Here is a 23,763-nt window from a genome sequence, read left to right on the forward strand (position 1 = left end):
TACGCAATAAAAAGGCCGGCTCAACCGCGGCCGGCAAACGGCATGGCGCTGGCCATGACGGTCATGTTCAGGACGTTGGCCGACAGCGGCAGGCCGGCGATGTAGCGCACTGCATCGGCGACGTGTTTGACGTCGACCATCGGCTCGACGGCGATGCTGCCGTTGGCCTGGCGTACGCCTTTGGTCATGCGCACCGACATTTCGGTCAGGGCATTGCCGATGTCGATCTGGCTGCAGGCGATGTTGAATTCACGGCCATCCAGCGCCAGGGATTTGGTCAGGCCGAGCACGGCGTGTTTGCTCGCGGTGTAGGCGCTGCTGAACGGGCGCGGCGTGTGTGCGGAAATCGAGCCGTTGTTGATGATCCGCCCGCCCTGCGGCTGTTGTTTGCGCATCAGCCCAAACGCGCCGCGAGCGCACAGAAAGACTCCGTTGAGGTTGGTGTCGATCACGTTGCGCCACTGCTCGAAGGTCAGTTCGTCCAGCGGCACGGCGGGGGCGTTGACCCCGGCGTTGTTGAAGACCACATCGAGGCGCCCGTAGACCTCGGCAATGGTCGCGAACAGCACGTCGACACTGGCCGGGTCACGCACGTCGGTGGGTACCGCCAAGGCTTGATGACCTTGGCTCTGCGCCAGTTCGACCAATGCTTGCAAGGGCTCGGGCCGGCGTCCGGCGAGCACAAGGGTAAAGCCGTCGGCCATCAGGCCGAGTGCCACGGCGCGGCCGATGCCACTGCCGGCGCCGGTCACCAGCGCGACTTTCAAGGGGGTCGTCATAGTGTTGTTCTCCTTTTTCTTAGTCCGCAGGATCAGGGCCGTGGGCCGACGCGCATTTCCAGGTGGCCGATGCCGTCGATGCCAGCGCTGATCACATCGCCGGGTTGCAGACTGTCAACGCCGGCGGGGCTGCCGGTCATGATCAGGTCGCCGGCGCGCAGGGCCACGGATTGCGAGATGCGCGCGATCACTTCGCTGACCGACCAGATCTGGCTGTCGAGGTTGTCGCGCTGGCGTTCTTCGCCGTTGACGTTCAGCCACAATTCGCCCTCGGGATGGCCGCTGCGGCTCACCGGGACGACGGCAGTCATCGGCGCGGCGCCGTCGAACACCTTGGCGCCTTCCCACGGCAAGCCGTTGCTCTTGGCTGCGCGTTGAACATCGCGGCGGGTCAGGTCGAGGCCGGCAGCGTAGCCCCAGACGTAGGCCAGAGCCTGATCTTCAGGGATATGGGCGCCGCCTTCACCGATGGCCACGACCAGTTCGATTTCGTGAACGAAGTCCTCGCACACTGAGGGGAAGGCGACGTCGCCGACGGCATCCACCACGCAACTTGCCGGTTTCATGAAAAACACTGGAGGTTGGCGCGACTGGCCTTGAGAGTCCGGCCACGGGTAGTTACGGCCGACACAGAACACCCGGCCAACGGGGAAGCGCTGCTCGGTGCCGAGGACCGGCAAGGTCACGGGCAGATCCGGGGTAAAGACGTATTCGGTCATGTTCATCCTGCGGGTCATCCTGTTTGAAAGGGCAGCGTACGGCGGCTGGCGTCGGTGAAGTTGGACGAAAGCCGCCTGCGTTTGGACAAATCCGGGCTTTTCGCCTCAGCGCACCTTCAGCTCGATGCGGTACAGACGTCCGAGCAACAACGAATAGGAGAGCGTGCCGATCAGCGCGACGCCGCCAATAAACCAGAAGGCATAGGCGAAGGTGCCGGTGGCGTGGACGATGGCGCCGATCACGATCGGCGTGACGATGCCGCCGATGTTCGCCGCCAGGCTGGTAATGCCGCCGGTGAGGCCGATCAGCTCTTTTGGCGCCACTTCCGATACCGCCGCCCACGATGAGGACGCGATGCCTTGGGCGAAGAACGCGATGGTCAACACGGCGATGCAGATCAGGTTGGAGTCGGTGAAATTCACCAGCACGATCGACATGCCCAGCATCGAACCGACCACCAGCGGCAACTTGCGCGCAAACGACATCGAGTAGCCGCGACGGATCAGCAGGTCGGAAACGATGCCGGCCAGCAGAATCCCCACCGTCGCCCCCACGAACGGCAGCACGGCGAAGATCCCGGCCTTGATCATGGTCAGTTTGCGTTCTTCGATCAGGTAGGTCGGGAACCAGGTGAGGAAGAAGTACAGCGCCGAGGTGCTGGCGAACTTGCCGATGCAGATCGCCCAGATCTGCCGATAACTGAACAGCTCGGCAATCTGCCGCCAGTTGAAACGGGTGCGCTCCTGGCTGCTCTTGACCAGGCCGCCGCCGGTTTCGATGTACTTCAATTCTTCCTGGCTGACTTTCTTGCAGTTCAGCGGATCGCGATACAGGTACAGCCACAGCACACCGAAGACGATGCCGAGTGCGCCGGTGCTGTAGAACACGTGGCGCCAGTCAAAAGTGGTCGCCAGCCACAGCAGCGCGCCGGTGAACAGCGCGGTGCCGAGGTACTGGCCGCACACGTAAATGCTGCTGGCCATCCCGCGTTCCCGCGCCGGGAACCACACCGTCACGGCGCGGCTGTTGGCCGGGAAAGCCGGAGCTTCCATGGCGCCGACCGCCAGGCGCAGGCCGAACAGCGAGGCAAATCCCGTGGCGAAACCCTGGCAAACGGTGACGGTCGACCAACTGATCAGCGATACGCCGTAGGTGAAGCGCGAGCCAAACCGATCAGCGATGAAGCCGGCCGGCACCAGCGCCAGCGCATAGGTCCAGGCGAAGGCGGAAAAGATCAGGCCCATCTCGATCTTGTCCAAGCCCAGATCCTTGGCCATGAACGGCGCGGCGATCGAGATGTTCACCCGGTCGATGTAATTGATGATCGTCGCGATCAGCAGCAGCGACAGCATGAACCAGCGCCGCCGCGTAGGCAGACGCTGCGCCGAAACGGCATCGCGTGCACCGGCGATCACCGGCGGCACCGTGGCACTGGAAGAATGGGAGTTGGACATGCGGAGACCTCGTTATTGTTAGAAGAGTCGAGATTTTTCGAGCAGCCGATGCCGTTGCCCGCAACGTGTGGGGCAAGGCAATCGAACGGGTTGCAGCGCGGTTTTCAGACGTTCAGGAACGTCTTTCTGCGACTGATTTCAAGGGGAGGTCGGGCGGGGCGGTGAGGGGAAATAGCAGGATCATGACGTGCGCACCTTTGATTGTTTTTGAAAGAGGTTGGGCTGCGTTGGTCATTACAGTGGTCGTACAACGGTTCTAAATCAACCGATGGGTTAGAACGTTTTTTCTTGAAAAAAGTGGATTTGGCGAACGTGTCCAAAAAGATAAATACGATTTGTCTTGATAATAAAGATCAGGTTTAAAGCATAAATAACTGAAAAATAACGACTATCTCTACTTTTACGATAATGCGGTTTTTGGACAGGCTCATCGCGAGGCTTCTTTCAAAAAAGACAACGTCATCGTATGACTCGTTGCCGCCCACCGCACAACCCTGCAAGATGACGGGCGCCACCTCACTGCCCGGAGGACCTCCCGCCCATGTCTTCACCCAGCCGTATCCCGACCTACGTCATGCAGCAACGCAGCGAATTGACCGATTTCTACATTCGCGACAAAAAGGGTCGGCGCGCCGAAACCGCGCCTCACCGGCATGAGTATTTTCAAATCCAGATCAACCTCGGTGGCGACACCGTGCAGCACATCGGCAGCGTGCAACGGCCGTTCCCGCGCAACACTCTGGCGTTCATCCTGCCGCACCGCGTGCATGTGATTCCGCATCCCGCAGACAGCAATTTCATCGTCATCAATTTTTCCCAGACGTTCCTCTTGCCGCATCTACAGTGCGACCCGATGGATCTGGAAGAGGTGTCAATCCTGCTCGCGCCTGAACTGTCGCCGTTCCGCTTTCAGGAGCATCTGGATTTCATTTTGGGCGATGAGGATTTCGCTCAGGTCTGCGGCCTGATCGAGCAGATGCGCAGCCTTGATGAGAACCGTCAGTTCGGCACGCGAGAAATGCTCAAGGGCTTGTTGCTGCAGATGATCGGCAGCGTGTGTTTTCTTTATGCCGAGCCGCTCAAGCGCCTGGCGGAAGAGAATGCCGCCGAGAACAGCCGTCGCGACGCCTTGAGCCGCATGTTCGAATACTTGCGGAAGAACATCGCCGATCCTGATCTCAACCTGATCAAAGTCGCCGCTGCGACCTATCTGTCACCGACTTACCTGACGCACTGGCTGCGCAAGGAGATCGGCAAAACGTTCACCGAGCTGGTGCTGGAGCGGCGCATGCACGCGGCGCGCAACTTCCTCCTCAACAGTACGCGCTCGGTGGGCGAGGTCGCGCGGCTGTGTGGATTTGCTGATGAGGCCTATTTCTCCCGGCGTTTTCGCCAGATTCATGGCCAGCCACCGGGGCAGTTTCGTCGCCGCCAGCTCAATCCGGATACGCCGCAGACACCACTGAATACTTAGAACGGCGCTCAGACCCATTTGAAGCGGGCAGGGAAGCGCGCCACGAAACAGGTGCCTGCCTCGCTGTCGGACGTCACGGTCAAGGTGCCGTTGTGCGCATTGGCAATTTGCCCGGCAATGTACAAGCCCAGCCCCAGCCCTTCATTGCGCTGACCGGCTTCGGAACGTGAGAACGGTTCAAACAGCAGCGGCATCAGCGCGGGTGGAATCGGCGCGCCCTGGTTGGTCAGCGAAATCACCATCTCATCGCCCTCGGCAAACGCCTTGAGCACGATCGGTTCGGCCGTAGAACCGTGGGTCACCGCGTTGCCCAGCAGATTCGACAACAACTGGCTGATGCGCAACGGGTCGCAATAGACCCCGGTCGGTACCTCAAGCGAATCAATGAACTTCGCCTGCGGGTACGCCACCTGGATTTCTTCAAGGGTCTGGCGCAGCGTTTGCTGCAAGTCATCGACCAGTTTGCGTTGCACCGGAATCCCGCTGCCGAGCCGACCCCGGGCAAAGTCGAGGATGTTTTCGATCAGCACGCCCATGCGCACCGAACTGGTACGGATCGCCGATAGCAGCGTGCGCGAGCGCTTGTCTTCGGCTTTGCTTTGCAGCAGGTCGGCACTCATGCGAATGGCACTGAGTGGCGTGCGCAAGTCATGGCCCAGTACGGCGATGAACTGCTCGCGCAGACGGCCCAATTCGTTGGCATCGGCCAGTGCGGTTTTGGTCGCGTGCAAATGGCCCTGGGTATCCAGGCTCATTGCAATCAGCTGGGCGAAGAGGGTGAGGGTCTTTTCGATGGCCGGGTCGTCGAGGTTCGCCGGAACCGAATCAATGGCGCAGAGTGTGCCGAAAAACTCGCCATTGGCCTTGATGATCGGAATCGAAATGTAGCTTTCCAGACCATAGGTTTTCGGCGTGTGGTGCGTGGAGAAAACCGGGTGCTGGCTGGCATGGCCGAAGATCACCGGCTGATGGTGCTGACGGATTTCATGGCAAATCGTCGATTCCAGCACCAGCTCGCCGCCAGGCAACAGGCCGAAGTCAATCGAATCATCCACGGCGCAGGCGATCCACTTGCTCTCGGTAACCCGCGCTACGGCGGCGAAGCGCATGCCGGTCATGTGCTTGACCATGCTCAGGATCACCGGCACGGCGTCAATGCTGCCGATGGCTTCGAGGTCGGAGGAGAAATCTGTCTGGGGCATGGCCGGCGCTTCGCGAAAGTGTCGCCAGAGACTATCGGTAATTGCCGGCCATGCCTAATGAACCTGCAAAAAAGGGCGCCGGGAAAAGTCCCGGCGCCCTGTGCGGTGCTTGCTGAGCGCTATCGCCTCAGAACTTGTACTTGGCGGTCATCATGTAGCTGCGCGGGGTGCCGTAGTTGTCGGTCGAGCCCCAGGTCACGTCGGTACCGATGGAGGAATAGTACTTGCGGTCAAAGATGTTGTTGGCGTTGACCTGCAGGTCGAGGTGCTTGTTGACCTCGTAACCGGCCATCAGGTCGGTGACCGCGTAGCCGCCCTGTTCGAGGCGATAGCTGCCGCCATTGGCCAGAGCGATGTCGTTGTACATGCGGCTCTGCCAGTAGACGTTGCCGCCCACGCGCAGTTTTTCCAGCGGGCCTTTGAAGCGGTACACGGTGGAGACCTTGAACAGGTGCTCGGGCATGTCGGTGTCGAATTTCTGGTTATCGTTGGCCGGGTTTTCGTCCTTGATGTAGTGGGCGCGGGTGTAGGTGTAGCCGGCGCCGACTTGCCATTGCTCGGTCAGCGCACCTTGCAGTTCCATGTCCACGCCTTGGGCGCGAACCTTGCCGGAGGTTTCGTAGCAGGTCAGTTCCGGGCAGCCGAGCTGGGTCGCCGCCTGGGTGGCGCGGTTGGTCTGGTCCATCTGGAACACCGCCACGCTGCCGTTCAGCGCGCCGTCGAAATATTCGCCCTTGATTCCGACTTCGTAGTTTTCACCGACGATCGGCTCGAGCACTTTGCCGCCGAGGTCCTTCTGGGTTTGCGGGGTGAAGATATCGGTGTAGCTGGCGTAGACCGAGTGATGGTCATCGAGTTTGTAGATCAGGCCGGCGTAACGGGTCAGGTTGCGCGTGACCTTGAAGTCACCGTCGGCACTGCGATCGTCGTAGTCATACCAGTCCAGGCGGCTGCCGAGGATCAACGTCAGCGGGTCGGCCAGGCTCAAGCGCGTGGTCAGGTAAACCGCGTCCTGGGTGGTGACGTTACGCGACTTGCCACTGCGGACGAAGTCAGGCTTGGGCGCGGCGATCGGCAGACCGGTGTCGTAGGGCGAGTATTCCTTGGTGGTGGCGTCGTACACGCGGTTGCTGGCGCCGACCACCAGTTCGTGAGTGCGGCCGAACGCTTCGAACGGGCCGCTGGCGAAACCGTCGAAGGCGCGTTGCTTGTCGGTGTGGTGCGATTGGTAGGCGGTGGTTTCCAGCGGGCCGTCGTAACGCGACAGGTACGTGCCGGAGAATTCGCCTTCGGTTGTCGAAGTCGAGCCGCCGAGGTGCAGTTTCCAGTCGTTGTCGAAACGGTGTTCGACTTCACCGAACACGGTGTCGACCTGCAGCTTGCGGTTTTCCCAATCGGTGCCCGGGTAGGTGGAGCGGGGCAGGTCGAGGTGGTGGCCGTTTTCGCCGATCGGCAGGCCGCCCCAGAAATAGTTGGTCTGGTCGTTCTGCCGGGAGAAACCGAGGGTCGCGGTGGTGCTGTCACTCAGGTCGGCTTCACCGATGGCGTAGAACAGGCCGTGATCGTTTTCTTCCTTGTCGCGAAAACTGTCCGCGCCCTGATACGACGTCACCACCCGGCCACGCAGGGTGCCGCTGTCGTTCAGCGGGCTGGAGGCATCGACTTCGCCACGGTAGTCATCCCAGCTGCCGGCGGCGCCGGTGAGGGTTACGCGCTGATCGGCGGTTGGACGCTTGCGCACCATGTTGATCGCCGCCGACGGGTTGCCGGCACCGGTCACCAGGCCGGTCGCGCCACGGACGATTTCCACCCGGTCGAACATCGCCAGGTTCGGTTGCACCGCCAGGGTGTACGGCGAATACGAGCTGGGCAGGCCGTCGTACATGATGTTGTCGATGTCGAAACCGCGCGCCTTGTAAGTCTGCCGGCCCGGGCCGCTGGCCTCGCTGAGGAACAGCCCCGGCGTACCGCGCACCACGTCGTTGACGCTGGTCATGTTCTGGTCGTCCATGCGCTGACGAGTGATTACCGTCACCGCCTGCGGCGTTTCGCGCATGGTCAGCGACAGCTTGGTCGCGGTCTGCATCGGGCCGGTGGTGTAGGACTGCGTGTCTTCGGTGGTGCTGCTCATCTGCGTAGCGCCGATTTCGGTCGCTTGCAGTTCCAGCGGGCCATTGGCTGGCGCAGTGGCTGCGGTTTCTTCAGCCAACGCAGGAGCGATGCTGGCCATGCCGATGGCGAGTGCGAGGAGGTTAGGTGAAAGGTTCGAGCGGCGGTGAATGGTGTGAAACGACATCTATCTGCTTCCCCAAGATTTACCCAAACGAAACTAATGCGAGTGAATGTAAGAATTATTCGCATTAGTATGTCGGAAGTTTCCGGGGGAATAAACCCGTACGAGTCAGTTAGTTAATGATTTTTTCACAATTGGATTTGATGGCCTCCGCAGGCAAATGTGGGAGCGGGCCTGCTCGCGAAGGCGGTGTGTCATTCAACAGATGCGTTGTCTGATACGACGCTTTCGCGAGCAGGCACTCCCACAGGGTTATGCGGTTTTTTTGAAATCAGTCCAGATCCTTCGCCTCATGCCGCTCCGGTACCTGACTGTCTTCATCACCCCAGGTGCGATTCACTCGCTGCCCACGGATGACCGCTGGCCGCTTGGCGATTTCTTCCGCCCAGCGCTGCACATGGGTGTACTCGTGCGCGGCGAGAAATTCCGCCGCCGAGTAAACGTTGTTGCGCACCAGTTGCCCGTACCAGGGCCACACGGCAATGTCGGCGATGGTGTAATCGTCGCCGGCCAGATAGGTGTTGTCGGCGAGACGGCGGTTGAGCACATCCAGCTGCCGTTTGGCTTCCATGGTGAAGCGGTTGATCGGGTATTCGAGCTTCTCTGGCGCATACGCGTAGAAGTGCCCGAAGCCGCCGCCCAGATACGGCGCCGAGCCCATTTGCCAGAACAGCCAGTTGAGGGTTTCGGTACGACCGGCCGGATCCTTGGGCAGCAAGGCGCCGAACTTTTCCGCGAGATACAGCAGGATCGAGCCGGACTCGAACACCCGGATCGGCGGCTCGACGCTGCGATCCAGCAGCGCCGGGATTTTCGAGTTCGGGTTGACCTCGACAAAACCGCTGGAGAACTGATCGCCCTCGCCAATGCGGATCAGCCACGCATCGTATTCGGCCTCGCTGTGGCCAAGTGCGAGCAACTCTTCGAGCATGATGGTGACCTTGACGCCGTTGGGCGTGGCCAGCGAATACAGCTGCAACGGATGCTTGCCGACCGGCAGTTCCTTGTCGTGGGTCGGCCCGGCGATCGGCCGGTTGATGCTGGCGAAGTGGCCGCCGGACGGGGCTTCGTGTTTCCAGACCTTGGGCGGAACGTAAGACGCATTGCTCATGAAACGGACCTCGTCGATGCTGGGAGAGAACAGGTAGACACCGTAGGGAAAATTTCCGGCGGGTGCCAGCGGTGAGTGCGGTTATTCATATTGAATGATGTAAACCGATCTGCCGCCTTCGCGAGCAGGCTCGCTCCCACAGGGTATGTATTGGACAGAGAAACAGGGTTCACCCGTATTCATTGTAGGAGCGAGCCTGCTCGCGAAAGCGTCGGCAGGGTCGCCGCGCCTAATGGCTCCAATACCGCCCAACGGCACCCCCGACTCCCTGCACCGGATCTGTCTCAGGAAACGCCAGCCCCGCGATCTGCGCCAACTGCGCATCACTCGGCGCGGCCCGGCAAATGTCCGCCTGCTGCCCCGGCGGATAAGCACCCACCACCAGAAAATCCTCACTCGATCCCAGATTGCAGTGCCCGGTTCCCGCCGGCAGCAACAACACATCCCCGGCGCTGACGTCGACGGCTTGCCCGTCAGGCCCGCCCAACATCAACCGCGCCTGACCGGCCGCCACGCCAAGCACTTCGTGGCCTTCAGTGTGATAGTGGTGATAGTCATAAATGCCGTAGCGCCACTGCGCCGGCCAGCCATTGGCGCCGAAGGTCTGCTCGAAGCGCGCCGCCGGATCGTCGCCTTCAACGGCAATCGCGCTGCGGTAGATCAGCACTGGCAGACGCGGATTGTTCGGCACCCAGTCATTGCGTTGCAGCAGCAGGGTTTGTACTTCAGTCATGGCCCATCCTCCTTCGATCATTCCTCAATCGACCACAGAGCAGGGCGCACGCCTCAAAAAATCATTGCCGCGCAAACACGGCGCCGATGTTGATGCCCGGAAAATCCAGCGAAACTTCATCGCGCACCGGGCTGTCCAGACCCTTACATGTCCATGCAGCGGTAAATGGCGAGGGTCAAGATGACGATGACAGTAGGTGATTTTCTGGTTGAGCGGCTCAGCGAATGGGGCGTGACGCGGATTTTTGGCTATCCAGGGGATGGCATCAACGGCGTGTTCGGCGCCATGAGCCGGACCAAAGGCAAGATCGAATTCGTTCAGGCACGGCACGAGGAAATGGCTGCGTTCATGGCCTCGGCCCACGCCAAGTTCACCGGCGAGCTGGGCGTGTGCATCGCCACCTCCGGTCCCGGCGCTTCGCACCTGATCACCGGCCTCTACGATGCGCGCATGGACCACATGCCGGTGCTGGCCATTGTCGGTCAGCAGGCGCGTACGGCGCTGGGCAGTCACTACCAGCAGGAGCTGGATCTGGTGTCGATGTTCAAAGACGTCGCCGGGGCTTTTGTGCAGCAGGCTTCGGCACCATCGCAAGTGCGTCATCTGCTTGATCGCGCCGTGCGTACCGCCGTCGGCGAGCGCCGCGTCACCGCGCTGATTCTGCCCAATGACTTGCAGGATCTGCCTTACGAACAACCGGCGCGCGCCCATGGCACCGCGCATTCCGGCGTCGGCTACAGCAAGCCGAAAGTCGTTCCTTATGCAGCCGATCTGCAACGCGCCGCCGAGGTACTGAACAGCGGCGAGAAAGTCGCGATTCTGGTCGGTGCCGGTGCGCTGGAGGCGACCGATCTGGTCATCGCCGTGGCGGAAAAACTTGGCGCCGGTGTCGCCAAGGCTCTGCTCGGCAAAGCGGCACTCCCCGATGACTTGCAGTGGGTGACCGGCAGCATCGGCCTGCTTGGCACCGAGCCCAGCTACAAGCTGATGAGCGAATGCGACACCTTGCTGATGATCGGTTCGGGCTTCCCGTATTCCGAGTTTCTGCCCAAGGAAGGCCAGGCGCGCGGGGTTCAAATCGATCTGCAGCCGGACATGCTCAGCCTGCGTTATCCGATGGAGGTCAATCTGGTCGGTGATTCAGCGGAAACTCTTGCCGCGTTGCTGCCATTGCTGGAACAGAAAACCTCGAACAAATGGCGCAAGAAGATCGAAGGCTGGCGCAGCAGCTGGGAGAAAACCCTGGAAAAACGCGCCATGGCCAAAGCCGATCCGGTCAACCCGCAACGAGTGGTCTACGAGTTGTCACCGCGCTTGCCTGAGCAGGCAATCATCACCAGCGATTCCGGCTCTTGCGCCAACTGGTTCGCCCGTGACCTGAAAATCCGTCGCGGCATGAAATGCTCGTTGTCCGGTGGTCTGGCCTCGATGGGCGCGGCGGTGCCGTATGCGATCGCGGCGAAATTTGCCTACCCGGAACGCCCGGTCATTGCCCTGGTCGGCGATGGCGCGATGCAGATGAACAACATGGCCGAGCTGATCACCGTCGCCAAATACTGGCGGCAATGGCAGAGCCCGAAATGGATCTGCGCGGTGTTCAACAACGAGGATCTCAACCAGGTTACCTGGGAGCAGCGGGTGATGGAGGGCGATCCGAAGTTCGAAGCGTCGCAGAGCATTCCCGATGTGCCGTATCACCTGTTCGCGATCTCCATTGGCCTCAAGGGCATTTTTGTTGATCGTGAAGAAGAGGTCGCCGCTGCGTGGGAACAGGCACTCGCCTCGGAAGTGCCGGTGCTGATCGAGTTCAAAACCGACCCGAACGTGCCGCCGCTGCCGCCGCACATCAAGCTTGAGCAAGCGAAGAAGTTCGCCACGACCCTGCTCAAGGGTGATCCGGATGAAGCCGGGGTGATTGTGCAGACCGCCAAGCAGGTGCTCGGCGCCGTGTTGCCCGGGAAAAAATGACGGTGGGCGCTTGAACGAGCCAGCGATCTTTATCGGTTGCGCCGGCTGGAGTCTCGGCCGCGAGCACTGGCCGGCATTCCCCGCCGAGGGCACGCACCTGCAACGCTACGCCGCGCGCTTCAACTGTGTGGAGATCAACAGCTCGTTCTACCGCCCGCATCGGCGTCAGACCTACGAGCGCTGGGCTGATTCGGTGGCGCCGGACTTTCGCTTCGCCGTGAAAGTGCCGAAGCTCATCACCCATGAACAGCGGCTGGCGGACAGCGCGGCCGCGCTCGATGAGTTTCTCGGACAGTGCCAGGGCTTGGGTGATCGACTCGGCTGCCTGCTGGTGCAACTGCCACCGAAACTTGCTTTCGATGCTCCGGTGGCCGAGGCGTTTTTTCGTGCCCTGCGCGAGCGGTACAAAGGCAGTGTGGTGCTTGAGCCACGACACGAATCGTGGACTGAGGCAGAGGCAATGCTGGTGGATTTGCAGATTGCCCAGGCAGTGGTCGATCCCTCGCGGATCAGCAGCGACACCGCGCCGGGTGGATGGCAAGGCCTGCAGTATTGGCGCCTGCACGGCTCGCCACGGATTTATCACAGCGCTTATGAAGCGGCTTATCTGCAACAGCTCGCTCAGAACCTGCGGCGCGCGAAGGCCGACGGCAGAGACATCTGGTGCATCTTCGACAACACCGCCAGCGGTGCCGCCACCGCCGATGCGCTGGCATTGAGGGCGTTGATCGAAGGCGGTGAACGCTGAACGACGACGCTCTCGTTACCCACACAAACGATCCGGCTACAGGTAAACTCCGCGCACTTTTTCAAGGAGTTCACATGAGTTACTACCAGCCGGGCATTCTCGCTACCCCTGTTCCTGCGCAAGCACGTCATCTGTTTTTCGCCCTGGCGTCGGTTGAAGCCTTGCCGCAGGCGATCGACAACCTGCTGATGCTGGTGGATGGCAAGTCGGCGGTGGTTGGCTTTGGTGAGTCGTTGACCAAGGCGCTGAACGTAGAGATCGATGGCCTGCGCAGCTTCCCGGCGCTGACCGGAGTTGGCGTGAATAACCCGTCGACCCAGCATGCCCTGTGGATCTGGCTGCACGGTGTTGACCGTGGTGAGCTGCTCAACCGCTGCAACGCTATCGAAGCCGCGCTGGCCCCGGCCTTGCGTCTGGTCGAGATGCAGGAAGCCTTCCGCCACATGGACGGCCACGACCTCACCGGTTACGAAGACGGCACGGAAAACCCCCACGATGACGCCGCTGTCGCCGCCGCACTGCTAAGCAGTGGTGCTGATGGACTGGTCGGTGGCAGCTTCGCCGCGATCCAGCAATGGCAGCACGACCTCAAGGGCTTTCATCGCCTGTCTGCCGGTGCCAAGGACGACATCATGGGGCGGCGCTTGAGCGATAACGAAGAAATCGACGACGCGCCGATCTCCGCCCACGTTAAACGCACCGCGCAGGAAAGCTTCGCGCCGGAAGCGTTCGTCGTGCGCCGTTCGATGCCGTGGATCGAAGGCGATCGTGCCGGTTTGATGTTCCTCGCTTTCGGTTTCTCCCTCGATGCCTTCGAAGCGCAGCTGCGCCGTATGAGCGGTCTGGAAGACGGTATTGCCGATGGCTTGTACCAGATCAGCCGACCAATCACCGGCGGCTACTACTGGTGCCCGCCGCTCAAGGACGGACGCCTTGATCTGCGCGCGCTGCGCATCGGCTGAGGACTGAAGATGAACGTGGTGCGCTGGGGCATGATCGGTTGCGGTAGCGTCGCTGAACGCAAGAGCGGGCCGGCCTTTTACAAGGCGCCCGGTTCGGCGCTGATTGCGGTAATGGGCCGTCGCCTCGAAGCGGTGACCGACTACGCTGCGCGCCACGGCATTAGTCGCGTCTACACCGATGTCGATGCGCTGATCAACGATCCCGAGGTGGACGCGGTGTACATCGCCACGCCGCCCGACAGCCACCATGCCTACAGCCTGAAAGTCGCCGCCGCCGGCAAGCATTGCTGCGTGGAAAAGCCCATGGCGCTCAACGCCGGGCAAAGCCGCGAGATGCAGCAAGCGTTTGTCGCTGCCGGTCTGCACTTGTTCGTCTCGTATTACCGCCGCTCGCTACCGCGCTTTGCCCAGGTGCGGCATTGGCTGGAGGAGGGCCGCATCGGTGATGTCCGGCATATGAGCTGGACGCTGACCAAAGCGCCGTCGCCGGCTGATCTTGAGGGTCGCGATAATTGGCGCACCGACCCTGCGGTGGCTGGCGGCGGCTACTTTGCCGACCTGGCCAGCCATGGCCTGGACCTGTTCCAGTATCTGCTTGGCGACATCGTTGAGGTCGCCGGTTTCACCGCGCGTCAGGCGGGTCTGTACGCCGCCGAAGATGCGGTCAGCGCCACGTGGCGGTTCGCTTCCGGAGCGCTGGGCATGGGCTGCTGGAACTTTGTTGCGGACCGCCGTGAGGATCGCGTCGAGATTATCGGCAGCAAAGGGCGGATCGGTTTTTCGGTGTTTGACGAGCATCCGGTGCAGCTGTTTGCCGATGAGCAGATCAGCCTGGAAATCGTCCACCATGAGCATATCCAGTGGCATCACGTGCTGGGGATGAATGCGCATATTCGGGGTGATTCACAGCATCCCGCCGTGGCCGAGCAAGCCGTCAAGACCGACTGGGTCATGGACCGGATACTCAAACGCTGAATAGCTCACGATCCCCTGTGGGAGCGAGCCTGCTCGCGAAAGCATCCTGTCAGTCAGTATTTTGGTGACTGACACACCGCCTTCGCGAGCAGGCTCGCTCCCACAGATGTCCCACAGGTCTTCCGGCGCAACACGCATCTAAGGTTATGCCCAAACAATATTTCTCAACCTCGTCATCACATCTCTAAGATCACGTCATAACTCGTTATGACAAGTGATCCCGTGATGACCGATAACGTTCTCTCCCTCAGTAGCGTTCCGCTGCACACCCAACTGCGCGACGTTCTGCGTGCGCGGATTCTCGACGGTGAATACCCGCAAGACAGTCAAATGCCTTCCGAAAGCGAACTCGGTGCGCTGTTCAAAGTCAGCCGCATCACCGTGCGCCAGGCCTTGGGCGATCTGCAGAAAGAAGGGCTGATCTTCAAAATCCATGGCAAGGGCACCTTCGTCGCCAAGCCGAAAACCTTTCAGAACGTCAGCAGCCTGCAAGGCCTCGCCGAGTCGATGACCGGGCGCGGTTATGAAGTGATCAACCGCCTGCGCAGTTTCAAATTCATTCCGGCCGACAAGCGTGTGGCCGAGCGTCTGCAGGTGGCCGAGGGTGAAATCGTCGCGCAGATCAAACGCGTGCGCCTGATCAACCGCGAGCCGATCTCGCTGGAAATCACCTACCTGCCCAAAGACGTCGGCGAGCGGCTGGAGAAGGCCGATCTGGTCACCCGCGACATCTTTCTGATTCTGGAAAACGACTGCGGCATCGCCCTCGGCCACGCCGATCTGGCCATCGATGCGGTGCTGGCCGACAGCGACCTGACCCAGGCACTCAGCGTCGAAGCGGGCTCGCCGATCATGCGCATCGAGCGCCTGACCCACGATGCCCACGGCCAGCCGCTGGACTTCGAACACCTTTATTACCGTGGCGATGCGTTCCAGTACCGCCTGCGGATCGACCGGCAAAAAGGGGAGCAGGCATGACCCGCAACGTTCTAGAACAGGAATACGACATCGTCGTGATTGGCGGCGGCACGGCCGGGCCGATGGCGGCGATCAAGGCCAAAGAGAAGAACCGCGATTTGCGCGTTTTGCTGGTCGACAAGGCCAACGTCAAGCGCAGCGGCGCGATCAGCATGGGCATGGACGGCCTGAACAACGCGATCATTCCCGGCCACTCGACACCGGAGCAGTACACCAAGGAAATCACCATCGCCAATGACGGCATCGTCAATCAGGCGGCGGTCTACGCCTATGCGACGCACAGTTTTGAAACCATCGAACAACTCGACCGCTGGGGCGTGAAGTTCGAGAAGGACGAGACCGGCGACTACGCGGTGAAAAAGGTCCACCACATGGGCGCCTATGTGCTGCCGATGCCGGAAGGGCACGACATCAAGAAAGTCCTGTATCGGCAGTTGAAACGTGCGCGGGTGAGCATCACCAATCGCCTGGTCTGCACGCGTTTGTTGACCGACAAGGAGGGCGCGGTCAACGGTGTTATGGGCTTCGATTGCCGCACCGCCGACTTCCATGTGATCAAGGCCAAAGCAGTGATTCTCGCCTGCGGCGCGGCCGGACGCCTCGGCCTGCCATCGTCTGGCTACTTGATGGGCACCTACGAGAACCCGACCAATGCGGGCGACGGCTACGCGATGGCCTATCACGCCGGCGCCGAACTGGCCAATCTCGAGTGCTTTCAGATCAACCCGTTGATCAAGGACTACAACGGCCCGGCCTGCGCCTACGTCACCGGCCCGCTGGGGGGCTACACCGCCAACAACAAGGGCGAACGCTTCATCGAGTGCGACTACTGGAGCGGGCAGATGATGTGGGAGTTCCATCAGGAACTGGAGAGCGGCAACGGTCCGGTGTTCCTCAAACTCGATCACCTGGCCGAGGAAACCATCCAGAACATCGAGGAAATCCTGCACAGCAATGAGCGCCCGAGCCGTGGCCAGTTCCACGCCAACCGTGGCACCGACTACCGCACGCAGATGGTTGAAATGCACATTTCGGAAATCGGCTTTTGTAGCGGCCACTCGGCGTCCGGTGTGTGGGTCAACGAGCGTGCCGAGACTTCAGTGAAAGGCTTGTATTCGGCCGGCGACATGGCTGCGGTGCCGCACAATTACATGCTTGGCGCGTTCACTTACGGCTGGTTCGCCGGGCACAACGCGGCGGAGTTTGTCGCCGGCCGCGAGTTTTCCGCACTGGACAGCGAGCAGATCGCCAAGGAAAAAGCCCGGGTCTACGCGCCGCTCGACCGCGAACACGGCCTGCCACCGGCGCAGGTGGAATACAAGCTGCGCCGCTTCGTCAACGACTACCTGCAACCGCCGAAAGTGACCAAGAAGATGCAGATCGGCCTGCAGCGTTTCAGCGACATCGAACGCGATCTTGAGCAGATGAAGGCCAGCAATGCTCACGAACTGATGCGAGCGATGGAAACCAGCGTGATCCGCGATTGCGCCGAAATGGCCGCCCGCGCTTCGTTGTTCCGCGCCGAAAGCCGCTGGGGCTTGTACCACTATCGCGTCGATCACCCGCAACGCAACGACGCCGATTGGTTCTGCCACTGCCATCTGAAAAAGGGCGAGGACGGCCAGATGACCAGTTTCAAGAAAGCCGTCGAGCCCTACATCATCCCGCTCGATGCCGAAGAAATGCAGGCCTATCACCGCCTGCGGGTCGGCGCCTTCGCCGCTTGATGCATCACTAGAAAGAGAGTCCGAACCATGGCTTATCAAGCTCAGGAAATCTTCTTCCGCTCCAACGCGCCGGTCACCGTGGACGAGGACAAATGCATCGCCGAAAAGGGCTGCACCGTGTGCGTCGACGTCTGCCCGATGGACCTGCTGGCGATCAACCCGGCCACGCAAAAGGCCTACATGGCGTTCGATGAATGCTGGTACTGCATGCCGTGCGAGAAGGATTGCCCGACTGGGGCGGTGAAGGTCGACATCCCCTATTTGTTGCGTTGACCCCAAATCCATTGTGGGAGCGAGCCTGCTCGCGAAAGCAATCGTTCGTTCAACAATGATGGTGACTGACCCGCCGCCTTCGCGAGCAGGCTCGCTCCCACATTGCAATTGTGATTATCCAATAGCCATCCGGTGAACCCCGGACGCTGAATGCAAAACACCCCTCGTTTCCCACCGCGCCCTGATCGCGGCGGAGACGAACTTCAAACAAATGATTCGAGGGGAAACACTCATGTTGCGTGCAGCACTTGCCGGTCTGGTACTGGCTTCATTCACCTTGTCGGCCTCGGCCGAAACCATCCGCATCGCCATCGGCACTCAGGACACCACCATCAACTGCGCCGCCGGTGGCCTGTTGATCAGGGAACTGGGGCTGCTGGAAAAATACCTGCCCCACGATGGCGCCTACAAAGACGCGAAGTACGACGTGCAATGGAAGAATTTCACCAGTGGCGCGCCGCTGACCAACGAGATGGTCGCCGGCAAGCTCGACTTTGGCGCCATGGCCGATTTCCCCGGTGCGTTCAATGGTGTGGCGTTCGAAACAGCGGGCAAGCACAGCCTGTTCATCAGCGTGCTGTCGGGCAGCATCAAGGGCAGCGGCAACGGCATCGTCGTGCCGAGCGCTTCGTCGGTGCAGAGCCTGAGCGAACTCAAGGGCAAGACCATTTCGGTGCCGTTCGCCTCGACGGCTCACGGCATGTTGCTGCGCGCCGTGGCAGAGCAGGGCTGGGACCCGCTTAAGGATGTCAACATCATCGCCCAGCCACCGGAAGTCGCCGGCTCGGCATTGCAGGCCGGGAAGATCGACGCCCACGCCGATTTCGTGCCCTTCGCCGAGCTGTTCCCGAGCCGTGGTTTCGCCCGCAAGATCTACGACGGCGCCCAGGCCAACGCGCCGACTTTCCATGGCGCACTGGTGGATCAGGCCTACGCCAGGAAGTACCCGGAAATCGTCGTCGCCTATTTGCGCGCGAGCATCGAAGCCAACCAACTGCTTGCCGCCGAACCCGAGAAGTACAGCGAACTGATCGCCAAAGTCACCGGCGTCGATGCCGAGGTCAACTACCTGTTTCACGGCCCGCTCGGCGTACAGACCCGCGACCTGAGCTGGAAACCTGAATACCGCCAGGCTGTCGGTACCGCCATCGATACCTTGAAGCTGCTGAAGAAAGCCGATCGCGGGCTCGACCTGAACAGCTTCATCGACGACCAGTACATCCGCGCCGCCTTCAAGGCCTCAAATCTAGATTACACCGCGCAACTGGCCAACTACGCGCAGACGCCATTGCCGGGTGTGGATGCGGCGACGGGCAATGCCATCACCGACGTCAGCCATGTCGCGGAAATCTGGGTGCGCGGTGAGGAAAAAGTCCGCCGTTACGGCTCGGCTGAAGCGGCGTTCACCGCGCTGGCGGGGTTGAAGCAGGAGGGCAAGAACATTCGTGCGGTGTATGCGCAGGCCAGTGACAGCGGGATCAAGTTGCTCGCCGAACAAGCGTGGTTTGCCAGCGATGCCAAGGGTCGCCTCAGCGCATTTCTGCTCAAGGGCCAGGCCCAGCAATACGCTGCGGCGCAGGGTGGCAAGGTGTTCGACTTCAGCGATGCGACTGCGCAGGTTGTTGCTGCGCGCTGAAGATCAAAAGCCCCTCACCCTAACCCTCTCCCAAAGGGAGAGGGGACTGACCGAGTTGTTGGTGAGAGATACGCCGACATGAAGTACCGAGTCGAACTGAGGTCTGCAAGCGCTGAGATCAAAAGCCCCTCACCCTAACCCTCTCCCGGAGGGAGAGGGGACTGACCGAGTTGTTGGTGAGAGATACGCCGACGTGAAGTACCGAGTCGAACTCAGGTCTGCAAGCGCTGAGATCAAAAGCCCCTCACCCTAACCCTCTCCCGGAGGGAGAGGGGACTGACCAAGTTGTTGGTGAGAGATACGCCGACGTGAAGTACCGAGTCGAACTCAGGTCGTGAAAAGCACGCAAATCGGCTCCCTTTCCCCCTCGCCCCCCTGGGGGAGAGGGCTGGGGTGAGGGGGTAAATCTCAGCCATCACACAGAACCCGAACTGGAAACCGGACTATGAAAACACCGTTGCGCTGGACATCAAGAGCCGCCTCACTGCTGCTCTGCCTGCTCTTCTGGCAACTCGCCGCCAGCCACGACTGGAACCTCGGCCTGGTCACCTTTGCCAACGTGCCGACGCCACTGGCGGTGATCGAAGCCGCACTGGGCCTGGGCGACTCGGGCAAACTCTGGCAGCACTTGAGCAGCAGCCTCGGCCGCGTCTTCGCCGGCTATCTGGCGGCGCTGATCATCGGCATCGCCCTGGGCCTGGCCATCGGCCGGTCGAAATGGGCTGAAGACATTTTGCTGCCACCGCTGGAAGTCCTGCGCCCGATCCCCGCCGTGGCGTGGATTCCGCTGGCGATCCTGATGTTTCCGTCCTCGGAGTTGTCGATGGTTTTCATCACCTTCACTGGCGCGCTGTTCCCGATCCTGCTCAACACCGTGCACGGCGTCGAACGCGTTGATCCACGCCTGATCGCCTCGGCAAAGAGCCTCGGGGCAGGGCGTCGGGCGATTCTGCTGGAAGTAATCCTGCCGGGCGCTGCGCCGAGCATCATCACTGGCCTGGCGATCGGCATGGGCACGTCGTGGTTCTGTCTGGTGACGGCGGAAATGATCTCCGGGCAGTTCGGCATCGGTTACTACACCTGGGAGTCCTACACCATTCAGAACTACGCCGACATTGTCGTCGGCATGCTCCTGATCGGCGTGTTGGGCATGGGCAGCAGTTGGCTGATCAAACGCCTGGGCGGCTTGTTCACGCCTTGGCATCGACCGCGAGGCAAAGCCTGATGAGCGTGATGCAAACCCCGGCAGGGCGGATCGACATTCGCCAGTTGTCCATCGTCCTCGGCCAGGGCCGCGAAGCCTTCGAAGCGGTGCAGGGCCTCGATTGCCAGATCGAATCCGGCCAGTTCGTGTGCATTCTCGGCCCCTCCGGTTGCGGCAAGTCGACCTTGCTCGGCGCCCTGGCCGGACACTTGAATGCCAGTACCGGCAGCTTGAAAGTCGACGGCAGCGCGGTGACCGGCCCGTCGCCGCAGCGCGGCATGGTGTTTCAGCACCACACGCTGTTCCCGTGGCGCACGGTGCGCGACAACGTCGCCTTCGGCCTGAAGATGCGCGGGGTCGGCAAGGCTGAGCGCCATCGCGCCGCTGACGACATTCTCAAACTGGTCGGCCTCGAAGGCTTCGCCGAGCGCTGGCCCGATCAGCTCTCTGGGGGCATGCAGCAACGGGTAGAAATCGCCCGGGTGCTGGTCAATCGCCCGCGACTGTTGCTGATGGACGAACCGTTCGGCGCGCTGGATGCGCTGACCCGTCTGAACATGCAGGAACTGCTGCTGGACATCTGGACGCGCATCCGCACCACGGTGGTTTTCGTCACCCACGACATTGACGAGGCGCTGTTTCTAGCCGACCGCTTGCTGGTAATGAGCGCGCGACCGGGGCGAATCATCGAAGACTTGCCTCTGGACTTTCCGCGTCCGCGCACCAGCGAACTGGTCACCAGCCCGGAATTCGCTCGCCTCAAGCGCCACTGCCTCGACCTGCTGCGCCACGACAACGACCGACCGCTGCCGCGCCTCAATCCGCTCGGCCTGCCTCCTGAAAACCCTTTGCCGCGATTTGCCTTATGACCTCTATTTTTGCTGTGACCGACAACGAAGACATCCTCGCCCTGCATCCGCGCCTGACGGCTGAAGACGCCGGCGTGCGGCGCATTGCCCTGATCGATCTGGCCGATCTCGAAGAACCGGATGGCTTGCTCTGGCTGGTTGATCGACTTCGTCAGGATCCTGCCGAGGATGTTCGCGCTGAAGCTGCGCGATTGCTTGAAGCGTGGGAGGACGATGCGGTCGTGCAAGCCTTGTGCGAAGCGCTGACGGATACGTCGCCCGCTGTGCAATCGGCAGCGGCGCAAAGCCTGAGCCTGCTCAAGACTGCAGCGGCGGGGCGCGTGATTCTGCCGTGGACCGAACATGCCGATGTCAGTGTGCGCATCGCCGCATTTCGGGCGTTGCGAGAATTGCGCTTTGCCGAGGCCGCGCCGGCTGCTGTCGCGGCATTGGAAGATGCCGATGCTCATGTTCGGCGCGAAGCGGTTGGCGTGCTCGGCTGGCTCAAACAGCTCGACGCGCTGCCAGCCTTGGCGCGCCTGGCCAGCGACGACCCGGACACCGAAGTGCGCCGCGCCGCGACGGGTGCGCTCGGTCTGGCCAGTGGCGCCGAAGTGTTGCCGGCGCTGAGCCAGGCCTTGCACGACCCCGCCTGGCAAGTGCGCGAAGAAGCCGCGACGACACTGGGCAAGGTTGGCCACAGCGACGCCGGCCCGACCTTGGTCGAAGCGCTGAGCGATGATTACTGGCAAGTGCGCCTGCGCGCCGCTCGCAGCCTCGGTCGTCTACGTTTCGTCCCGGCGCTGGACGCGCTGATCGACACCCTCGGCCACCGCATCAGCAACCTGCGCAAGGAGGCCGCGCTGGCGCTTGGAGAGTTGAACGATCGCGGCGCCGTGGCCGCGTTGCAGGCAGCGCAGGACGACGGCGACCCGGAAGTGCGCAAAGCCGTGCGCATCGCGTTGAGTCAGCTGCAATGACTCCGCTGTCGGTGGGCAACTCGCAGAGTGAGCGCACGTTACACCTGAGCTGGCCGGACGGGCGCGAATCGCTGCTCAAGCATGCCGATCTGCGCCGGCAATGCCCTTGCTCGCAATGCCGCGCATTTCGCCTGCGCGGCGTCACGCCGCTGGTCGATGAGCGCGTGCGTCTGATCGAACTCAACCCGCAGGGGTATGGTGTGCAACTGGTGTTCAGCGACGGGCATCAACGCGGGATTTATCCGTGGGAGTACCTGGCGCAACTGGGTTCTTCGCCTATTTGATCGTTCCCACGCTCCGCGTGGGAATGCAGCCCGTGACGCTCCGCGTCACTGGACGCGGAGCGTCCCTTGAGGCATTCCCACGCAGAGCGTGGGAACGATCAGATTCATCTGATTGCAGCTCCCTGCGTCGGCATGCGCCGACTGGCGGTTCTTGTCAGGAAATTCCCACAGGAGTACAAATGTACTCCATGACCAATCTGACTCCCCGCCGTACCGCCATTCTGACCTTTATCCGCGATCGCATCGCTGAGCACGGTCAGCCCCCAAGCCTCGCTGAAATCAGCGAGGCTTTTGGTTTTGCCTCGCGCAGCGTGGCGCGCAAGCATGTGCTGGCGCTCACCGAAGCCGGTTTCATCGAGGTCAATCCGCATCAGGCCCGGGGCATTCGTTTGCTCGGCCAGCCATCGCGTCCGGAGCTGCTGGAGATCCCCGTACTCGGTCGTGTGGCCGCCGGCGCGCCGATTGGCGCCGATGCCGATATCCATAACCGTTTGCTGCTCGACCCGGCGCTGTTCTCCCGCACCCCGGATTACATGCTGCGGGTGCAGGGCGACTCGATGATCGAAGACGGCATTCTCGATGGCGATCTGGTCGGTGTGCGGCGCAATCCCGAGGCGCTGAACGGCCAGATCGTCGTTGCGCGTCTGGACGGTGAAGTCACCATCAAACGCTTCGAACGGGTCGGGGATGAAGTGCGCCTGCTGCCGCGCAACCCGGCGTACAAGCCGATTGTCGTGCGTGATGATCAGGATCTGGCCATTGAAGGCGTGTTCTGTGGTCTGGTGAGGCAAGGCTGATGGGCGCCGTCGTTGCGTTGGATACGCTGTTCAATGGCGGCCAGGTCTGGCGCGGCAGGCCTGCGCCACCGGCGGCGAGTCCGCAGCCGACCGGGCATGCGGGACTGGACGCAGCTCTGCCCAGCGGCGGCTGGCCGGAAGCGGCGCTGAGCGAAATCCTTCTCGCCGGCCCTGGTGTCGGCGAGCTGCAACTGGTCTGGCCAACCCTGGCGCGATTGTCCGCGGCCGGTGAGCGCATCGTGCTGGTGGCGCCGCCGTTCGTGCCGTACCCGCAGGCCTGGGCCAATGCCGGGGTCGATTTGCGCCAGTTGTCGGTGATTCAGGCCAGCGAACGCGATGCCTTGTGGGCGGCGGAGCAGTGTCTGCGCTCGGGCAGTTGCGGCGCGGTGCTGTGCTGGCCGAACAAGGCCGACGACCGTGCTTTGCGGCGTTTGCAGGTAGCGGCGGAAACCGGCCAGACCCTGGCCTTTGCCTGGCGCCCGTTGAGCGAGGCGGTCAACCCGTCACCGGCAGCGTTGCGCATAGCCATCGATGCCAAACCGGCGCAACTCCGCGTACTCAAATGCCGTGGCGGGCTGGCGCGTGCGGCGCCGATTGCCTTTGCCGTGGGGCACTGA

22 protein-coding genes are annotated in these 23,763 nt (G+C 61.7%); 15 read left to right on the forward strand and 7 right to left on the reverse strand.

From position 1 onward, the window contains the following. Nucleotides 1–20: 20 nt before the first annotated feature. The 3 genes from ASG55_RS07685 to ASG55_RS07695 all read right to left on the reverse strand — a co-directional run bounded on the left by ASG55_RS07685 (nucleotide 21) and on the right by ASG55_RS07695 (nucleotide 2,953). Complete coding sequence (locus ASG55_RS07685) at nucleotides 21–779, reverse strand: SDR family oxidoreductase (RefSeq protein ID WP_056785129.1); 759 nt, start codon at nucleotides 777–779, stop codon at nucleotides 21–23. Between the two features lie 32 nt (nucleotides 780–811). Beyond that, a complete protein-coding gene (locus tag ASG55_RS07690; protein WP_056785132.1) occupies nucleotides 812–1,504 on the reverse strand; it encodes a fumarylacetoacetate hydrolase family protein in 693 nt (230 codons plus the stop codon). A 99-nt stretch (nucleotides 1,505–1,603) separates the two neighbouring features. Continuing rightward, the gene (locus ASG55_RS07695; protein ID WP_056785134.1) at nucleotides 1,604–2,953 is read right to left on the reverse strand and encodes an MFS transporter; all 1,350 of its coding nucleotides are present in this window, start codon (nucleotides 2,951–2,953) and stop codon (nucleotides 1,604–1,606) included. A 541-nt stretch (nucleotides 2,954–3,494) separates the two neighbouring features. On the opposite strand from ASG55_RS07695, the gene ASG55_RS07700 reads away from it, so the two are divergent. Further along, the gene (locus tag ASG55_RS07700) at nucleotides 3,495–4,427 is read left to right on the forward strand and encodes a helix-turn-helix transcriptional regulator (RefSeq protein WP_041478660.1); all 933 of its coding nucleotides are present in this window, start codon (nucleotides 3,495–3,497) and stop codon (nucleotides 4,425–4,427) included. Between the two features lie 8 nt (nucleotides 4,428–4,435). On the opposite strand, the gene ASG55_RS07705 is transcribed toward ASG55_RS07700, so the two are convergent. The 4 genes from ASG55_RS07705 to ASG55_RS07720 form a co-directional block, all read right to left on the reverse strand. Continuing rightward, nucleotides 4,436–5,629, reverse strand: a complete 1,194-nt coding sequence (locus tag ASG55_RS07705; RefSeq protein ID WP_056785136.1) for a GAF domain-containing sensor histidine kinase — start codon at nucleotides 5,627–5,629, stop codon at nucleotides 4,436–4,438. 127 nt (nucleotides 5,630–5,756) lie between these two features. Further along, nucleotides 5,757–7,925, reverse strand: a complete 2,169-nt coding sequence (locus tag ASG55_RS07710; protein ID WP_056785140.1) for a TonB-dependent siderophore receptor — start codon at nucleotides 7,923–7,925, stop codon at nucleotides 5,757–5,759. A 268-nt stretch (nucleotides 7,926–8,193) separates the two neighbouring features. Continuing rightward, a complete protein-coding gene (gene yghU / locus ASG55_RS07715) occupies nucleotides 8,194–9,033 on the reverse strand; it encodes a glutathione-dependent disulfide-bond oxidoreductase (RefSeq protein ID WP_041478663.1) in 840 nt (279 codons plus the stop codon). A 229-nt stretch (nucleotides 9,034–9,262) separates the two neighbouring features. After that, nucleotides 9,263–9,766 carry a cupin gene (locus tag ASG55_RS07720; RefSeq protein WP_082530268.1) on the reverse strand — a complete coding sequence of 168 codons (504 nt, stop codon included), beginning with the start codon at nucleotides 9,764–9,766 and terminating at the stop codon, nucleotides 9,263–9,265. A gap of 180 nt (nucleotides 9,767–9,946) precedes the next feature. On the opposite strand from ASG55_RS07720, the gene ASG55_RS07725 reads away from it, so the two are divergent. From ASG55_RS07725 to imuA, 14 genes are all read left to right on the forward strand, one after another. Continuing rightward, a complete protein-coding gene (locus ASG55_RS07725; protein ID WP_056785147.1) occupies nucleotides 9,947–11,734 on the forward strand; it encodes a thiamine pyrophosphate-requiring protein in 1,788 nt (595 codons plus the stop codon). Nucleotides 11,735–11,744: 10 nt separating this feature from the next. Then, nucleotides 11,745–12,482: a DUF72 domain-containing protein gene (locus ASG55_RS07730; RefSeq protein ID WP_164488342.1), complete on the forward strand. Its 738-nt coding sequence runs from the start codon at nucleotides 11,745–11,747 to the stop codon at nucleotides 12,480–12,482. 74 nt (nucleotides 12,483–12,556) lie between these two features. Continuing rightward, nucleotides 12,557–13,444: a Dyp-type peroxidase gene (locus tag ASG55_RS07735; RefSeq protein WP_056785150.1), complete on the forward strand. Its 888-nt coding sequence runs from the start codon at nucleotides 12,557–12,559 to the stop codon at nucleotides 13,442–13,444. Nucleotides 13,445–13,453: 9 nt separating this feature from the next. Further along, complete coding sequence (locus tag ASG55_RS07740; RefSeq protein WP_056785153.1) at nucleotides 13,454–14,419, forward strand: Gfo/Idh/MocA family protein; 966 nt, start codon at nucleotides 13,454–13,456, stop codon at nucleotides 14,417–14,419. Between the two features lie 225 nt (nucleotides 14,420–14,644). Next, the gene (locus tag ASG55_RS07745) at nucleotides 14,645–15,397 is read left to right on the forward strand and encodes a GntR family transcriptional regulator (RefSeq protein WP_056785156.1); all 753 of its coding nucleotides are present in this window, start codon (nucleotides 14,645–14,647) and stop codon (nucleotides 15,395–15,397) included. Further along, a complete protein-coding gene (locus tag ASG55_RS07750; RefSeq protein WP_056785159.1) occupies nucleotides 15,394–17,124 on the forward strand; it encodes a fumarate reductase/succinate dehydrogenase flavoprotein subunit in 1,731 nt (576 codons plus the stop codon). The genes ASG55_RS07745 and ASG55_RS07750 overlap by 4 nt, the downstream gene beginning before the upstream one ends. A gap of 27 nt (nucleotides 17,125–17,151) precedes the next feature. Beyond that, on the forward strand, nucleotides 17,152–17,397 hold the full coding sequence (locus tag ASG55_RS07755) for a 4Fe-4S dicluster domain-containing protein (RefSeq protein WP_003225615.1): 246 nt from the start codon (nucleotides 17,152–17,154) through the stop codon (nucleotides 17,395–17,397). Nucleotides 17,398–17,608: 211 nt separating this feature from the next. Then, a complete protein-coding gene (locus ASG55_RS07760) occupies nucleotides 17,609–19,033 on the forward strand; it encodes an ABC transporter substrate-binding protein (protein ID WP_177342711.1) in 1,425 nt (474 codons plus the stop codon). A gap of 445 nt (nucleotides 19,034–19,478) precedes the next feature. After that, nucleotides 19,479–20,258, forward strand: a complete 780-nt coding sequence (locus ASG55_RS07765; RefSeq protein WP_056785162.1) for an ABC transporter permease — start codon at nucleotides 19,479–19,481, stop codon at nucleotides 20,256–20,258. Then, complete coding sequence (locus tag ASG55_RS07770; protein WP_056785164.1) at nucleotides 20,258–21,106, forward strand: ABC transporter ATP-binding protein; 849 nt, start codon at nucleotides 20,258–20,260, stop codon at nucleotides 21,104–21,106. Before ASG55_RS07765 ends, ASG55_RS07770 begins: the two co-directional genes overlap by 1 nt. Then, the gene (locus tag ASG55_RS07775) at nucleotides 21,103–22,065 is read left to right on the forward strand and encodes a HEAT repeat domain-containing protein (RefSeq protein ID WP_056785166.1); all 963 of its coding nucleotides are present in this window, start codon (nucleotides 21,103–21,105) and stop codon (nucleotides 22,063–22,065) included. Before ASG55_RS07770 ends, ASG55_RS07775 begins: the two co-directional genes overlap by 4 nt. After that, on the forward strand, nucleotides 22,062–22,349 hold the full coding sequence (locus ASG55_RS07780; protein WP_056785168.1) for a DUF971 domain-containing protein: 288 nt from the start codon (nucleotides 22,062–22,064) through the stop codon (nucleotides 22,347–22,349). Before ASG55_RS07775 ends, ASG55_RS07780 begins: the two co-directional genes overlap by 4 nt. Nucleotides 22,350–22,528: 179 nt before the next feature. Then, nucleotides 22,529–23,146, forward strand: a complete 618-nt coding sequence (lexA, locus tag ASG55_RS07785; RefSeq protein WP_041478675.1) for a transcriptional repressor LexA — start codon at nucleotides 22,529–22,531, stop codon at nucleotides 23,144–23,146. After that, nucleotides 23,146–23,763 carry a translesion DNA synthesis-associated protein ImuA gene (gene imuA, locus ASG55_RS07790; RefSeq protein WP_041478676.1) on the forward strand — a complete coding sequence of 206 codons (618 nt, stop codon included), beginning with the start codon at nucleotides 23,146–23,148 and terminating at the stop codon, nucleotides 23,761–23,763. Before lexA ends, imuA begins: the two co-directional genes overlap by 1 nt.

The organism is Pseudomonas sp. Leaf434 (assembly GCF_001425545.1).
Classification (GTDB): Bacteria; Pseudomonadota; Gammaproteobacteria; order Pseudomonadales; family Pseudomonadaceae; genus Aquipseudomonas; species Aquipseudomonas siliginis.